This is a genomic window from Streptomyces sp. SAS_281, from assembly GCF_052542855.1.
The window spans coordinates 20,539-35,924 of record NZ_JBMNDO010000052.1 but is presented as its reverse complement, the minus strand read 5'-3'; the positions used below and the strand labels follow the sequence as shown (position 1 = coordinate 35,924).

The following is a 15,386-nucleotide window of genomic DNA, read 5'->3' as shown; positions in this document are numbered from 1 at the left end:
AGGGACCGCCCGGGCTGGGAGGCACCGCCGGGTGGAGCCGGAACCAGAGTCTGGGAAGATGGGGGCGACGATGACGTCGCCCCCAGGTCAGGGACCCAGCACGCACACCCGCACATCCCAAGGAGCGGACAGATGCCCATCGCAACCCCCGAGGCATACGCCGAGATGCTCGACCGGGCGAAGGCAGGCAAGTTCGCCTACCCGGCCATCAACGTGACGTCGACCCAGACCCTGCACGCCGCCCTGCGCGGCTTCGCGGAGGCCGAGAGCGACGGCATCGTGCAGATCTCGACCGGCGGCGCGGAGTTCCTGGGCGGCCAGTACAACAAGGACATGGTCACGGGCGCCGTCGCCCTCGCCGAGTTCGCGCACATCGTCGCCGCCAAGTACGACGTCACCGTCGCGCTGCACACCGACCACTGCCCCAAGGACAAGCTGGACACGTACGTCCGTCCGCTGATCGACGTCTCCGCGGAGCGCGTCGCCAAGGGTCTGAACCCGCTGTTCCAGTCGCACATGTGGGACGGCTCGGCCGAGACGCTGGCCGACAACCTGGCCATCGGCCAGGAGCTGCTGGCCAAGGCCGCCGCTGCCAAGATCATCCTTGAGGTCGAGATCACCCCGACCGGTGGCGAGGAGGACGGCGTCACCCACGAGATCAACGACGAGCTCTACACGACCGTGGACGACGCGCTGCGCACCGCCGAGGCGCTGGGTCTGGGCGAGAAGGGCCGTTACCTGCTGGCCGCCTCGTTCGGCAACGTGCACGGCGTCTACAAGCCGGGCAACGTCGTCCTGCGCCCGGAGCTCCTCAAGGACCTCCAGGAGGGCGTCGGCGCCAAGTACGGCAAGACGTCGCCGTTCGACTTCGTCTTCCACGGCGGCTCCGGCTCCACCGCCGAGGAGATCGCCACCGCGCTGGAGAACGGCGTCGTGAAGATGAACCTCGACACCGACACCCAGTACGCCTTCACCCGCCCGATCGTGGACCACGTGTTCCGCAACTACGACGGTGTGCTGAAGGTCGACGGCGAGGTCGGCAACAAGAAGGTCTACGACCCGCGCAGCTGGGGCAAGTCCGCCGAGGGCGGCATGGCCAAGCGCGTCACGGAGGCGTGCGCCAACCTGCGCTCCACCGGCACGAAGCTGAAGTAATCCGGTACGGCTGTGTGGCGTGGGCCCGGCACCCCTCGGGGTGCCGGGCCCACGGCATGTCCGGACCCGTCACGCACGACCCGAGGGAACAGGTGTGAGTACGTCCTACGACTTCGACACCGTGATCGACCGCCGCGGAACCTGGTGCGTCCAGTGGGACGGGGTCGCGGACCGCTTCGGGGTGGACGGGCTGCTGCCGTTCACCATCTCCGACATGGACTTCGAAACCGCCCCCGAGGTGCTGGCCGCCCTGCGGGCCCGGCTCGAACACGGCGTATTCGGGTACACGGACTGGCGGCTGGGCGACTTCCGGCCGGCCGTCGCCCACTGGTACGCGACGCGTTACGGCACCGCGATCGACACCGGGAGCCTGGTGTACGGGCCGTCCGTGCTCAGCCAGTTCTCGCAGCTGCTGCAGATGTGGACCGACGAGGGCGACGGGGTGGTCCTGCACACGCCCACGTACGACGGCTTCCGCAAGGCGGTCCACGGACTCGGGCGGGAGCTGCGGGGCGTGCCGCTGGGGGACACGGACGCGCTGGAACGGGAGCTCGCGCGCCCGGACAGCAAGGTCCTCGTGGTCTGCTCCCCGCACAACCCGTCCGGGCGGGTGTGGACCGAGGCGGAGCTCGCCGGGATGGCCGAGCTCGCCGCACGCCACGGTGTGGCCGTGATCAGCGACGAGATCCACGCGGACTTCGTGCACGACGGACGTCCGCACGTGCCGTGGACCCGGGTGGGCGGCGACGCGCGCTGGGCGGTCGTCAGCTCGGCCTCGAAGTCGTTCAACTTCCCCGCACTGACCGGTTCGTACGGTCTCATCGGGCGGCCGGAGGACCGGACCGAGTACCTGCGCCGGATGGAGACGGCGGAGGGCCTCGCCTCACCGGCGGTGCTCTCGCTGACCGCGCACATCGCCGCGTACCGGGAGGGCGGACCCTGGCTGGACGCGGTACGCGCGTACGTCGCGGAGAACCTGGCCCTGGTCGCCGAACGGCTGAACGCGGCGTTCCCCGCCCTGGAGTGGGAGCCGCCGCAGGCCGGGTACCTGGCCTGGATCGATCTGCGGCGCGCGGGCGTCCGGGACGACGAGGCGTTGCAGCGGGTCCTGATCGAGCGGGAGCGCGTCGCGGTGATGCCGGGCAGCACGTACGGGGCCGAGGGCTTCGTCCGGCTGAACGTGGGATGCGCCCGGAGCAAGGCCGAGGCCGGGCTCGACGCGCTGATCCGGGGCGTCGAGGCGGTACGCGTCGACGTCTGAGGTACGCGTCGACGTCCAAGGTACGCGTCGACGTCCGAGGGCCAGGGCCTGGCTGACGATGCCTGTCTGCCAGGCCCTACCGGTGGCCCTTCGGCCGGGTGCCGACGATGCTGAGGCCATGGAGAAGAGCGAGGCGGACGGGCCCGCGATCCGAGTGGCCTCCCCCGTCGGGCGCTGGGTCGTCCTGACGACGGTGCTCGGGTCGAGCATGGCCATGCTCGACTCCACCGTCATCAACGTCGCCCTGCCCCGTATCGGCGACGACCTGGGCACCGACCTGGCCGCGCTTCAGTGGACCGTCAACGCCTACATGCTGACCCTGGCGGGGCTGATCCTGCTCGGCGGGGCGCTCGGCGACCGCTACGGGCGGAGGCGGGTCTTCGTGGTGGGCGTCATCTGGTTCGCCGCCGCCTCGCTGGTCTGCGGCCTCGCCCCGAACGCCCCCGTGCTCATCGCCGCCCGCGCCCTCCAAGGGGTCGGCGGAGCGCTGCTGACACCCGGCTCACTGGCCCTGATCCAGGCGAGCTTCCATCCGGACGACCGGGCCCGCGCCGTCGGGCTGTGGTCCGGGTTCGGCGGGGTCGGCGCGGCAGTGGGGCCGTTCCTGGGCGGCTGGCTCGTCGACGGGCCGGGCTGGCGCTGGGTGTTCCTGCTCAACCTGCCGCTCGCCGCCGTCTGCGTGCCCGTCGCGCTGCGCCACGTACCGGAGTCCCGTGACCCGAACGCCCGGGGGCGGTTCGACGTCGCCGGAGCGGCCCTCGGCGCCCTCGCGCTCGCACTGGTGACGTACGCGCTGATCGACGCGCCGGGGCAGGGCGCCTCCCCGGCCGTGATCGGAGCGGCGGCGGGCGGGGCGCTCCTCGGTGCCGCCTTCGTCCAGCTCGAACGGCGGCGGGCACATCCGATGCTGCCGCCCTCGGTGTTCGCGTCCCGCCAGTTCACCGCCGTCAACATCGTCACCCTGTGCGTGTACGCGGCGCTCGGCGGCTACTTCTTCCTCTCCGCGATCCAGCTCCAGGTCGTCGCCGGGTACTCGGCGCTGGGCGCCGGCACCGCGCTGCTGCCGACCACCCTCCTGATGCTGCTGTTCTCCGCCGCTTCGGGCGAGCTGGGCCAGCGCATCGGCCCGCGCATCCCGCTCACCGCCGGGCCCCTGATCGCCGCCGCCGGCATGCTGCTGATGCTGCGCGTGGGGGAGGGGTCGAACTCCGTCACCGGCTACCTGACCGACGTACTGCCCGCCGTGGCCGTCCTGGGCGTCGGCCTGGTCACCGTCGTGGCGCCCCTCACCGCGACCGTCCTGGCCTCCGTGGACACGGGCCGGGCCGGACTCGCCAGCGGCATCAACAACGCTGCCGCACGCGCCGCCGGCCTCATCGCGGTGGCCGCGTTGCCGCTGCTCGCCGGCATGGGGCCGGAGGCGTACCGGGACGCCGGGGAGTTCGCCGCGACGTTCCGGCGGGCGATGCCGATGTGCGCCGGACTGCTGGTGCTCGGCGCGCTGATCGCCTGGGCGACCGTACGGAGACCCGCCCCCGTGCACGACGCCGCGCGGCCCGAGTGCGCGGTGCACTGCGGCGTCACGAGCCCGCCGCTGGAACCCGCGCCGGAGACGGCCCCGCCGGACACCACGGGCTGAAGGGCGCGGTGAGTCCGAAGCCGCGCGGGCCGGGGCGGAATTCGTGCCCACCGGGTCCCCGGCGGCCCCGTGCCAGGCACACTGGGAGCATGTCGATCCACGAAAACCTCCTCGGGGGCCCGCCCCCGACCCACCTGCCCGACGACCCGGAGCCGCGCGAACTGCTCGCCGCCGGCACGGCCCCCGCCGACGTCGCCGCGAAGTACCCGACCTCCTCGCTGGCCTGGGCGCAGCTCGCCGACGAGGCGTTCGAGGGCGGCCGGGTCGTCGAGTCGTACGCCTACGCCCGCACCGGCTACCACCGCGGCCTCGACGCGCTGCGCCGGGCCGGCTGGAAGGGCCACGGCCCCGTGCCGTTCGAGCACGAGCCGAACCGGGGCTTCCTCCGCGCCCTGCACGCCCTCGCACGGGCCGCGCAGGCCATCGGAGAGCAGGAGGAGTACGAGCGCTGCTCGACGTTCCTGCACGATTCCTCGCCGACCGCGGCCCAGACCCTCGGCTAGCCGACGCCCTACCGCAGGCCCCGCAGTTCCGCATCCGCGACTGCGGGGCCTGCGCGTGTCCGGAGCAGGCGTTTAGGATGCGAACAGGGGACCGGAGCTCCACTTCCGCAGGGAAGGGGCGGACCGCTACCCGGAAGCTCGTGTCGAGGAGACAGCGATGTCGACGATTCCCCCCGACCCCGAAGCCACCGGTGCGGCGACCCCGCACCTCGACTTCGCGGGCACGACTCCGTACGAGGACTATGTCCAGGCGGATGTCCTGACCCACCTCCAGCACCTCCGCTCGGACGATCCCGGCGAGATGGTCTTCCTGGTCACCACCCAGGTCATGGAGCTGTGGTTCACCGTCATCGTCCATGAGTGGGAGACCGCCGCGCACGCGATGCGCGAGGACCGCCTGGACGTCGCGCAGGACGCGCTGAAGCGGTCACTGCGCGAGCTGGAGGCCCTGAACGCCTCCTGGACGCCGCTCGCCCAGCTCACCCCCGCCCAGTTCAACTCGTACCGGTCCTCGCTCGGCGAGGGTTCCGGTTTCCAGTCGGCGATGTACCGGCGGATGGAGTTCCTGCTCGGCGACAAGTCCGCGTCCATGCTGGTGCCGCACCGGGGCGCGCCCCGCGTCCACGCGGAGCTGGAGAAGGCCCTCGCGGAGCCCGGCCTGTACGACGAGGCCCTCGCGCTGCTCGCCCGGCGCGGGCACGCGGTCCCGGAGGCGGTGCTCGGCCGGGACCTGACCCGGAAGTACGAGCCCTCGCCCGAGGTCGAGGCCGTCTGGGCGGAGATCTACGCCAACCCGGACCAGAACGACGAGCTGGTCCGCCTCGGGGAGGTGCTCACCGACGTGGGCGAGCTGGTGTGGCGATGGCGCAACGACCATCTCCTCGCGACCCGGCGGGCCATGGGCTCCAAGACCGGCACCGGCGGCTCGGCCGGCGTGGCCTGGCTGGAGAAGCGCGCCACGAAGAACGTGTTCCCCGAGCTCTGGACGGCCCGAAGCCATGTCTGACCTGCGGGAGCGCGCACAGGCGCTCGACACCGGGGACGCCCTCGCGCCGCTGCGCGAGCTGTTCACCCTGGACGACACCGTCTACCTGGACGGCAACTCGCTGGGCGCGCTGCCGCGCCACGTGCCCGCCCGGGTGCAGGAGGTCCTCACCCGCGAGTGGGGCGAGCTGCGCATCCGGTCCTGGGGCGAGAGCGGCTGGTGGACGGCGCCGGAACGGATCGGCGACCGCATCGCCCCGATCGTCGGTGCGGCGGCCGGACAGATCGTCGTCGGCGACTCGACCAGCGTGAACGTCTTCAAGGCCCTCGTCGCCGCGACCCGGCTGGCGCCGGGGGGCCGCGACGAGATCCTGGTCGACGCGCGGACGTTCCCCACCGACGGCTACATCGCCGCTTCGGCGGCCCGGATGACCGGCCACCGGATCGTGCCGGTCGACCCCGCGGACGTGCCGGACGCGCTCGGTCCGCGGACCGCCGCCGTTCTGCTCAACCACGTCGACTACCGCTCGGGCCGGCTGCACGACCTGCCGGGGCTGACCGCCGCGGTGCGGGCCGCGGGCGCGATCGCGGTCTGGGACCTGTGCCACAGCGCGGGCGCGCTCCCCGTCGGCCTGGACGAGCACGGCGTGGACCTTGCCGTCGGCTGCACGTACAAGTACCTCAACGGCGGCCCCGGTTCGCCTGCCTACCTGTACGTCGCCGAGCGCCACCAGACGTCCTTCGACTCGCCCCTTCCGGGGTGGACGTCGCACGCCGACCCGTTCGCCATGACGCCCGGTTACACCCCGGCGGACGGTGCGGTGCGGGCCCGGGTCGGCACGCCCGACATCCTGTCCATGCTGACCCTGGAGGCCTCCCTCGACGTCTGGGACGGGGTCGGGATCGAGACGGTCAGGGCCAAGTCCCTGGCCCTGACGGACTTCTTCCTGGAGTGCGTCGAGGCGTACGCCCCCGAAGGGCGGGTCACCTCCGTAACCCCGGCCGCCCACGCGGAACGGGGCAGCCAGGTCGCACTGCGGTGCGACGACGCGGAGCCCGTGATGGCCGAGCTGATCGCGCGCGGTGTCGTCGGGGACCTGCGCCGGCCCGATGTGCTGCGTTTCGGTTTCACACCGCTGTACGTGGGGTTCGCGGACGCGGAACGCGCGGCGCGGGTGCTCGCGGAGGTTCTGGGCGGCCCGGCGGCGTAGGCTGCCGCATCCGTCCGGTGACCGGCTCGCCCCGGTCACCGGACGGCGCCGTGCTGCGGGCCGGCCGTGGTGCCCGGGCCGGTGTGCGGGGGTGCGGATTCCCAGTGGGCGGGGCCGGCCGCCGTACTGGTACCGTCCCCGCAGGTCAGGCCAGTTGGGCCGGACGACAGGGAGGGTGGGAGCGGGATGTCGGATTCTGCCGCGCGCGAGCGGGACGCCGCCGAGACCGAGTCGGCGTTCTCGCATCCGGCCGTCGCTCCCGACGCGTCCGCGGCCTACGGCGGCCATCCCGACCAGGTCATCGACTTCTACGCCCCGCGTGGGGGCCGCGCCGGAGCACCGGTCGTGGTCGTGCTGCACGGTGGTGCGTGGCGGGCCCCGTACGACCGGGCGCATGTGTCGCCGTTCGCGGGCTTCCTGGCGCGGCGCGGGTTCGCCGTGGCCAGTGTGGAGTACCGGCGCGGCAGCGAGCTTCCGCAGCAGCGTGGGACCGGCCCGGTCGCGGGGCGCTGGCCGGAGACCTTCGACGACGTGGCCGCCGCGATGGACGCGCTGCCGGAGCTGCTGGCGCGGGAGCTGCCGGCGGCGGATGTCCGCCGGATCGTGGTCACCGGGCACTCGGCGGGCGGGCAGCTGGCCCTGTGGGCCGCCGCCCGGCACGTACTGCCGGAGGGATCGCCGTGGCGGCTCCCGAGGCCGCCCGCACTGCGGGGCGTGGTGGCGCTCGCGCCGCTCGCGGACTTCGGCTCGGCGGTGGCGCTCGACGTGTGCTCGGGGGCGATCGGGCAGCTTCTGGGGTCTGCGGAGGACTTCGCCGGGCGGAGTGCGCACGCCGACCCGGCGCGGCTGCTGCCCACGGGCATCGCGACCGCGGTCGTCCAGGGCACGACGGACCTCACGGTCCCGGCGGCCGTCTCCGAGGCGTTCGTGGACGCGGCGGCGAAGGAGGGCGAGACGGTGGGGCTGACCCTGCTGCCGGACGTCGGCCATTTCCCTCTGATCGACCCGGCCGCCGACGCGTGCGCGGTGGTCGCGGAGGAGATCGCCCAGCTCGCCTGGTAGGGCGTCGCGGCGGGCGCGCGTAGTACTTGCGACGGACGGCCGGGAATCCGCATCACTGCTGACGACCCGGCCCGCCGCCCCGCCTACCGTGGAGGCGTGACCGAGACCAAGACCAGAAGCCCGGAGCTCCTGCTCGCCGCGCGTGCGACGAACGACCTCCGGGACGACCTCTTCGAGGACGCCTTCGCCTACCGGCCGATGTCACCGATGCGCACGGGCGGCCCTCTGACCAGGCGGCTGCCGAAGCGGCTCGCGGCACGGGCCGCGTGGGCCCCGCACGCGGCCGTGCTGGGCGCCGCGCTGATCACCTTCATGGCGGGGTTCACCGCGACCGGCAACGCCGGCGTCCTGCTGTCCGGGCTGCTGCCCGCCGCCTGTGTGGCGATGACGCTGATCAGGCCGGTCGGGGCGTTCTGGATGTCGATGGTGCTGGTGCCCGTGAGCGTGGTGGTGGGCGGCTACGAGCCGTGGGCGCCGAGCGTCTTCCTCTCCCATCTGGTGGTGCTGTTCGTCGTCGCGGCCAGGACCCGGCCGCGTACCGCCGCCTGGATGTGGGCGCTCACGCTGCTGCTCGGCCTCGTCGTGGAGGGTGTCGTCACCGGCGGGGCCGGCGGCCCGAACACCGCGGGCATGGCGGTGGTCTCGGCGTTCGCGCTGCTCGTGGTGAGCATGGTCCAGGTCCGGCGGGAGGCGCAGCGCGAGGTCACCGTGCAGCGCACCGTCACCGCCGTCGAGCGCGACCGGCGCACGCTGCTGGAGGAGCGCACCACGATCGCGCGCGAACTCCACGACGTGGTCGCCCACCACATGTCCGTCGTCGCCATCCAGGCCGAGGCCGCCCCGTACCGGGTGGAGAACCCGCCGCCGGAGCTGGAGCAGGTGTTCGTCACGATCCGGGAGAACGCCGTGGCCGCGCTCACCGAGCTGCGCCGGGTGCTCGGTGTCGTCCGGGCCGACGACTACGAGGCACCGGACGCGCCGCAGCCCACCCTCGCCGACCTCGACCGGCTGCTCGCCAACGTCGGGGACGCGGGCCTGACGACGGAGAAGGCGGTGACCGGCGCGGTCCGCGAACTGCCCCAGGGCGTCGAGCTGTCGGCGTACCGGATCATCCAGGAAGCCCTCAGCAACAGCCTGCGGCACGCCCCGGGCGCCACGGCCAGGGTCGAGATCGGCTACGTCCTCGGCGGGCTGGGCCTGCGCGTGGTCAACGGCCCGCCGACCGCTCCGGTGAAGCCGTCGCCGGGTGCCGGTCACGGAATCACCGGGATGCGGGAACGGGTGGCGATGCTGAACGGCGAGATGACCGCCGAGGCCACCGAGGAGGGCGGCTACGAGGTCACGGCCTTCATCCCGGCCCAGCAGACGGCGCCCGGAGCGTCCGGCACTTTCAAGGAGCAGGTATGACGACGCAGCCCGCCGCCCCGCCCATCCGGGTCCTGATCGTCGACGACCAGATGATGGTCCGCGAGGGCTTCTCGGTCCTGCTCAACGCCATGCCGGGTATCGAGGTCGTCGGCGAGGCGGTGAACGGCCGCGAGGCCGTCTCCCAGGTCGCCGCGCTCCACCCCGACGTCGTGCTCATGGACATCCGCATGCCGGAGCTCAACGGCATCGACGCGACCCGCGAGATCGTCGCCGCGGACGCCAACGCGAAGGTCCTGGTCCTCACCACCTTCGACCTCGACGAATACGTCTACCAGGCCCTGCGCGCGGGGGCCTCCGGCTTCCTCCTCAAGGACGCCTCGGCCCGCCAGCTCGCCGACGGCGTACGTGTGGTCGCCTCCGGCGAGGCGCTGCTGGCCCCCACCGTGACCCGGCGCCTGATCACCGAGTTCTCCAGACTCGCCTCCGCTCCCCGCCCTCCGGCCCTGGCCCGGGTCGGCGAGCTCACCGAGCGGGAGACGGAGGTGCTCGTCCTCATCGCCCAGGGCCTGTCGAACGCGGAGATCGCCGGACACCTCGTCGTCGCCGAGTCGACCATCAAGACCCACGTGAGCCGCATCCTGGTCAAACTCGGCCTCCGCGACCGCACCCAGGCTGCCGTCTTCGCCTACGAGGCCCGCCTGGTCACCCCTTCCTGAGCACCGTGATCCCGGGGGACACCCGCCCCCGGGGCCGGGCCCTCCCCCTGCGGTCACGGCGGGACTGGCCCGTCGTGGGCGGCCCGGTTAGCGTCGGTCCATGGACCAGCGCAGCACCTCCCCCGCCCCGTTCGACCCCTGGTCGGCGGCGTTCGTCGCCGACCCGTACCCCGCCTATGCCGAGCTGCGGGCCACCGGCCGGGCGCACTACTTCGAAGCGACCGACCAGTGGCTCGTCCCGCACCACGCCGACGTGTCGGCTCTCCTGCGTGACCGGCGGTTGGGGCGGACCTACCTCCACCGGTTCACGCACGAGGAGTTCGGCCGGACACCGCCGCCCCTGGAGCACGAGCCGTTCGAGACGCTCAACGGGCAAGGGCTGCTGGACCTCGAACCGCCGGACCACACCCGCATCAGGCGCCTGGTGTCCAAGGCGTTCACCCCGCGCACCGTCGAACAGCTCGTCCCCACCGTCCAGCGGCTGGCCGCCGGACTCGTGGACGACTTCGTCGAGCAGGGCGGGGGAGACCTGCTGGCGGCCGTCGCCGAGCCGCTGCCCGTCGCCGTGATCGCCGAGATGCTCGGTATCCCGGAGTCCGACCGTGCCCCGCTGCGACCCTGGTCCGCGGCAATCTGCGGGATGTTCGAGCTCAACCCGTCGGAGGACACCGCCCGCGCCGCCGTCCGTGCCTCCCTCGAATTCTCCGCGTATCTGCGCGAGCTGATCGCCGAGCGACGCGCGCACCCGGGCACCGACCTCGTCTCCGCCCTCGTCGCCGCCCACGACGAGGGCGAGCGGCTGACCGAGCAGGAGATGGTTTCCACCTGCGTCCTCCTCCTGAATGCAGGGCACGAGGCGACCGTCAACACCACGGTCAACGGCTGGTGGACGCTGCTGCGCCACCCCGGGCAACTGGCCGCCCTCCGCGCCGACCACGGGCTTCTGCCCACGGCGCTCGAAGAACTGATGCGGTACGACACCCCCCTCCAGATGTTCGAGCGCTGGGTCCTGGACGACATCGAGATCGACGGCACGGTCATCCCACGGGGCTCCGAGGTGGCACTGCTCTTCGGCTCCGCCAACCGCGACCCCGCTCGCTTCGCGGCCCCGGACACCCTGGACCTCGCCCGGCGGGAGAACCCGCACATCACCTTCGGCGCCGGCATCCACTTCTGCCTGGGCGCCCCGCTCGCCCGGGTCGAGCTGGCCGCCTCCTTCGGTGAGCTGCTGCGCAAGGCACCCGGACTGCGACTGGCCGCCGAGCCCGAGTGGAACCCGGGCTACGTCATCAGGGGCCTGAAGGAGTTGCGGGTAGAGGTGTGAGGCCGTGGCGGGCGGCCTTCCCGCGCGCCCGCCCGCATCGCCTCAGGTCACCAGATCCCGGCGGCGCAGCGCCGCCAGGGCCGCGGTCACCAGCACCGCCGACATCACGGTGAGGAGCGTCACCGGCCCCCACTCCATCCCCGCTCCGGGCAGCTTCGGCAGATGTGTGAACGGCGACGCGTCCATCACCGGCTGCGGCAGGTCCAGGGCGGGCCCGATCCAGCCGAGCGCCAGGCAGAGCCCCACCACGCCCCAGCTCGCCGGAGCCGCCTTCGGTATCGCCCCATGGAGCAGGGCCGTGACCCCGCCGAGCAGCCAGACGGCGGGCAGTTGCACCAGGCAGGCGCCGAGCACGGCCGGAAGCGCGTGACCGTATCCCGCCGCCAGACCGAGACCACCGGCCGTCATGATCAGGGCCGCGCCGCCGAAGGCGATGGACAGATGGCCCCCCGCCCAGCGGAGCCGGCCGACCCCGCCCGCGAGCACCGGCTCCGCGCGGCCGGCGGTCCCCTCACCGTGCAGCCGGAGCACCGACGCGGCGATGTACAGAGCGGCGACTGTGCCGAGCACGGAGACCATCGAGGCGAGGAAGGCATCGGTGAGGCCGGACTGCCCGCCCATCCGCTCGAAGATCTCCCGGGCCTTCTCGCTGTCCCCGACCAGGTCCGCCGCCCCGCCGGCCAGTCCACCGAAGACGAACCCGACCACGCCGAAGGACACCGTCCACCCCAGGAGCGCGCCGCGTTGCAGACGTATCGCGAGGCCCCAGGCGGTGGACATCCGGCCCCGCGACGGCCCCGGACGCGCGGCCAGGAAGCTCATGCCGACATCCCGGCGCCCGGTCAGCACGTACGCCACGAGGCATTGCGCCGCCACCGCGCCGGCGAACACGAGGAGCACCCACCACCGCTCGTCCGCGTACGGCCGGACATTCTCCGCCCAGCCGAGCGGGGAGAGCCAGGTGAGGAGGGAGGAGCCGTCGTCCGTGGCCGAGTCGCCCGCCGCCTTCAGGACGAACGCAGCACCCACCACCGCCGCCGTGACCCCCTTGGCGAGGCGCCCGCTCTCCGTGAACTGAGCGGCGATCGCGGCCGTACAGGCGAACAGCACACCGACCCCGGCGACGGCCGACGCGAGCGCCACCGCCCCCGCGCCCCCCGCACCCGAGCCGGCCATGCCGGCTGTGATCACCAGGGCCAGGCCGGCATTGGCGAGCACAGCCGCGAGCAGTGCGGCGGTGAGCGGGGCACGGCGGCCGACCCTCGCCGACGACAGCATCTCCTGACGGCCCGTCTCCTCCTCCTCGCGGGTGTGGCGCACCACGACGACCAGACTCATCACCGCTGCCAGCGCCGCGCCGAAGGCGATCATGCGCCAGCTGACCAGCCCACCGACGGAGTCGTCGAACACGGGCCCGTACATCGCCCGCACCGAACTGTTGCCGTTCATCGACGCGGCGAGCTCGGCTCGCTGGGCCGGCGTTCCGTAGAGCGACGAGATGGACGTACCGACCGAGGAGAAGGAGCCGCCGAGGACGAGCACCCAGACGGGAATGACGATGCGGTCGCGCCGCAGGGCGAGCCTCAGCAGGGTCCAGGTGCCGGTGAGCTGACCGGTGGACGCCCGGCGTCGCACACCGGTCTTCGCTCCGAGGGAGACGGCGGTCATCGCGCCACCACCTCCGACGACTGCTCAGCGTCTCCCGCGTAGTGCCGGAGGAAGAGCTCCTCCAGCGTGGGCGGGGTGCACGTCAGCGAACGGACGCCGGACGAGGAAAGGACCTTGAGGACGGCGTCCAATCGGTCCGTGTCCACTTGGAGCGAGACCCGCCGCCCTTCGATATCGAGGTCATGGATCCCGGGGAGCCGTGCCAGGCCGTCCGGATCGCGTATCAGCTCGGCGCTGATGTGCGTCCGTGTCAGATGACGCATGTCCGCCAGTGAACCGGTCTCCACCGTCCTGCCCTGGCGGATGATGCTGACCCGGTCGCAGAGCGATTCGACCTCGCTCAGAATGTGGCTGGACAGCAGCACCGTCCGGCCGTGCGCACGCTCCTCCGCCACGCAGCGCTGGAACACCTCCTCCATCAGCGGGTCGAGCCCGCTGGTCGGCTCGTCCAGGATCAGCAGGTCGACGTCCGACGCGAAAGCGGCGACCAGGGCCACCTTCTGCCGGTTGCCCTTGGAATACGTCCGGCCCTTCTTCGTCGGGTCGAGCTCGAAGCGGTCCACGAGGTCCGCGCGCCGGGCCTCGTCGAGGCCGCCGCGCAGCCGCCCGTACAGGTCGATCACCTCGCCGCCGGAGAGGTTGCGCCACAGCGTGACGTCCCCGGGGACGTACGCCACGCGCCGGTGCAGCTCGACCGCGTCGTGCCAGGGGTCGCGGCCGAGCAGCTGGGCCGCACCGGAGTCGGCTCTGAGCAGCCCCAGCAGGACCCGGATGGCGGTGGACTTCCCCGACCCGTTCGGCCCGAGGAAGCCGTGGACCTCACCGGTCTCGACGGCCAGGTCGAGCCCGTCCAGCGCCTGCGTCCGGCCGAACGATTTGCACAGTCCGGCCACGGTGATTGCCTTCGTCATGATTTTGAACGTACGCTACTTTCACAACTTTGTGAAGTTAAGGAAGCGTATAAACTCGAAGGAGTGACCTGCAGTGGCGCACGGAGGAAGAGGAGCGGGATGAGCGGCGAATCCGCGGAGGAGAGCGCGGTCGATGGCGCGGTCCGGAGCCCGGGGGACCGGGACGCCGAGGCGGTCGCGCGGTTCGTGGAGCGGTTCGCGTCCGAGATGACCGAGGCGGGGATGCAGCGCATGGCCTCGCGCGTCTTCGCGGCCCTGCTCGCGGACGACGACGCCTCGATGACCTCGGCGGAGCTCGCGCTGGCCCTGCAGATCAGTCCCGCGGCCGTATCCGGCGCGATCAACTACCTCACGCAGGTCAGCATGGTCGGCCGCGAACGCGAACCGGGCTCGCGTCGCGACCGGTACCGCCTGCACAACGAGATCTGGTACACCACCTTCGCCGGCCGCGACCAGGTCCTCATTCGCTGGGAGCGCACCCTCAGGGAAGGCGCGCGCACCCTCGGCGAGCACACCCCGGCCGGCGCCCGGATCGCCGAGACGGCGGCGTTCTTCGAGTTCCTGCAGGTGGAGCTGGAGGGGCTGATGGGCCGCTGGGAGGAGCACCGCAAGACCCTCGACCTGCCGGCGGGCAGTACCGGCGCGGGCACCTGAGCACCCGCACCCGCTATCCGGCCGGGAGCATCAGCCCCCAGGCCCCCGCCCGGACCGTCCACGTCCGGGTCCGCACCGGCCCCGCGACCTGTATGTCCGCCCGGTAACGGAAGTCCGCACCCGAGACGGTGACCGCCTTCGCCTCCGTGGTGACCGGGGCGGTGTCCGGAGCGTCGATCGTCACGGCGGCCAAGCCGTCGTCGCCACAGCCCGACGTCACCGTCACGGAGGCGACCGGGCGGTCGAGGTCGTTCAGCACGACGCCGTCGGCCTCCACGCGCAGCCGGTGGGTCGGTGGCACGGCCGGCGGTTCCGGAGGCGCTGGGCGCACCAGGGTGCGGACCAGCGAGCGGCAGGCGTCCCAGACGGAGGAGACGCCCGAGTGGTCGGCTCCCGCCCCCGGGGCTCCGTTCAGCGCGGGGATGCGCAGTGCGCCGAGGACCACACCGTCGCTGTCGTCGACGAGCAGGTCGAGGCGCCGCACCGCCCCGTCCAGCGCTGTGCGCGCCGCTGCCACGGCGCCGTTCGGCACGCCGAGCGAGTGGGCGAGTTCCAGCGCGCCCGACGCGCCGACGGGAACGAGAGACAGCGCGCTCATGGCGGGCTCCCGCTCCCGGTGCAGCAGAGACACGGCGCGCCGGAGCGCCCGGTCGTCGCCGATCACCACCGGCCGCCGGCCGCCCCGGCGGGACAGGGCCCGGGCGAATTCCCCGGGGCTGTCCGGGAGGCAGATCTTGGCGTGCGAGCCCGCGCTCAGCACGTCCTTCGCGATGCGGACGGACTCGCCGTCCGTCCGGCGGGCGACCGGATCGATCACCACCAGCAGGTGGGGCGCACCGTTACCGGGGGGCTGGGCAGCCGACACCTCGGTCCTTCCTCGGGTAGCATCTTGGTGCAAGAGCCCCTTGCGCTATTGCGCCAGGGGTTTCG

Annotated in this window: 14 protein-coding genes; 11 read left to right on the top strand and 3 right to left on the bottom strand. The window is 72.8% G+C overall.

What is annotated here, in order from left to right:
* The first annotated feature begins 132 nt into the window (after nt 1–132).
* From fbaA to ACN6LM_RS20620, 10 genes are all read left to right on the top strand, one after another.
* On the top strand, nt 133–1,155 hold the full coding sequence (gene fbaA / locus ACN6LM_RS20665; protein WP_425812694.1) for a class II fructose-bisphosphate aldolase: 1,023 nt from the start codon (nt 133–135) through the stop codon (nt 1,153–1,155).
* A gap of 94 nt (nt 1,156–1,249) precedes the next feature.
* Nucleotides 1,250–2,416, top strand: a complete 1,167-nt coding sequence (locus ACN6LM_RS20660) for a MalY/PatB family protein (protein WP_445066859.1) — start codon at nt 1,250–1,252, stop codon at nt 2,414–2,416.
* 118 nt (nt 2,417–2,534) lie between these two features.
* On the top strand, nt 2,535–4,055 hold the full coding sequence (locus ACN6LM_RS20655; protein WP_445066858.1) for an MFS transporter: 1,521 nt from the start codon (nt 2,535–2,537) through the stop codon (nt 4,053–4,055).
* 89 nt (nt 4,056–4,144) lie between these two features.
* Nucleotides 4,145–4,558, top strand: a complete 414-nt coding sequence (locus ACN6LM_RS20650) for a DUF3151 domain-containing protein (protein ID WP_445066857.1) — start codon at nt 4,145–4,147, stop codon at nt 4,556–4,558.
* A 157-nt stretch (nt 4,559–4,715) separates the two neighbouring features.
* Complete coding sequence (locus ACN6LM_RS20645; RefSeq protein WP_445066856.1) at nt 4,716–5,564, top strand: tryptophan 2,3-dioxygenase family protein; 849 nt, start codon at nt 4,716–4,718, stop codon at nt 5,562–5,564.
* Nucleotides 5,557–6,753: a kynureninase gene (gene kynU, locus ACN6LM_RS20640; protein WP_445066855.1), complete on the top strand. Its 1,197-nt coding sequence runs from the start codon at nt 5,557–5,559 to the stop codon at nt 6,751–6,753. The genes ACN6LM_RS20645 and kynU overlap by 8 nt, the downstream gene beginning before the upstream one ends.
* A 186-nt stretch (nt 6,754–6,939) precedes the next feature.
* The gene (locus ACN6LM_RS20635; RefSeq protein WP_445066854.1) at nt 6,940–7,815 is read left to right on the top strand and encodes an alpha/beta hydrolase family protein; all 876 of its coding nucleotides are present in this window, start codon (nt 6,940–6,942) and stop codon (nt 7,813–7,815) included.
* A gap of 96 nt (nt 7,816–7,911) precedes the next feature.
* A complete protein-coding gene (locus ACN6LM_RS20630; protein ID WP_445066853.1) occupies nt 7,912–9,222 on the top strand; it encodes a sensor histidine kinase in 1,311 nt (436 codons plus the stop codon).
* On the top strand, nt 9,219–9,899 hold the full coding sequence (locus ACN6LM_RS20625) for a response regulator (protein WP_445066852.1): 681 nt from the start codon (nt 9,219–9,221) through the stop codon (nt 9,897–9,899). Before ACN6LM_RS20630 ends, ACN6LM_RS20625 begins: the two co-directional genes overlap by 4 nt.
* A gap of 100 nt (nt 9,900–9,999) precedes the next feature.
* Nucleotides 10,000–11,223, top strand: coding sequence for a cytochrome P450 (locus ACN6LM_RS20620; RefSeq protein ID WP_445066851.1), 1,224 nt, complete (start codon nt 10,000–10,002; stop codon nt 11,221–11,223).
* A 42-nt stretch (nt 11,224–11,265) separates the two neighbouring features.
* On the opposite strand, the gene ACN6LM_RS20615 is transcribed toward ACN6LM_RS20620, so the two are convergent.
* Together ACN6LM_RS20615 and ACN6LM_RS20610 are read right to left on the bottom strand one after the other, a co-directional pair.
* Entirely contained in the window at nt 11,266–12,891 is a 1,626-nt protein-coding gene (locus ACN6LM_RS20615) for an ABC transporter permease (protein ID WP_445066850.1), read from the bottom strand.
* Nucleotides 12,888–13,802: an ATP-binding cassette domain-containing protein gene (locus tag ACN6LM_RS20610; protein ID WP_445066849.1), complete on the bottom strand. Its 915-nt coding sequence runs from the start codon at nt 13,800–13,802 to the stop codon at nt 12,888–12,890. Before ACN6LM_RS20610 ends, ACN6LM_RS20615 begins: the two co-directional genes overlap by 4 nt.
* Nucleotides 13,803–13,901: 99 nt before the next feature.
* On the opposite strand from ACN6LM_RS20610, the gene ACN6LM_RS20605 reads away from it, so the two are divergent.
* Nucleotides 13,902–14,456 carry a GbsR/MarR family transcriptional regulator gene (locus tag ACN6LM_RS20605; RefSeq protein ID WP_445066848.1) on the top strand — a complete coding sequence of 185 codons (555 nt, stop codon included), beginning with the start codon at nt 13,902–13,904 and terminating at the stop codon, nt 14,454–14,456.
* Between the two features lie 13 nt (nt 14,457–14,469).
* Here ACN6LM_RS20605 and ACN6LM_RS20600 read toward each other — a convergent pair whose 3' ends face one another.
* On the bottom strand, nt 14,470–15,321 hold the full coding sequence (locus tag ACN6LM_RS20600) for a diacylglycerol kinase (protein ID WP_445066847.1): 852 nt from the start codon (nt 15,319–15,321) through the stop codon (nt 14,470–14,472).
* Between the last annotated feature and the right edge of the window lie 65 nt (nt 15,322–15,386).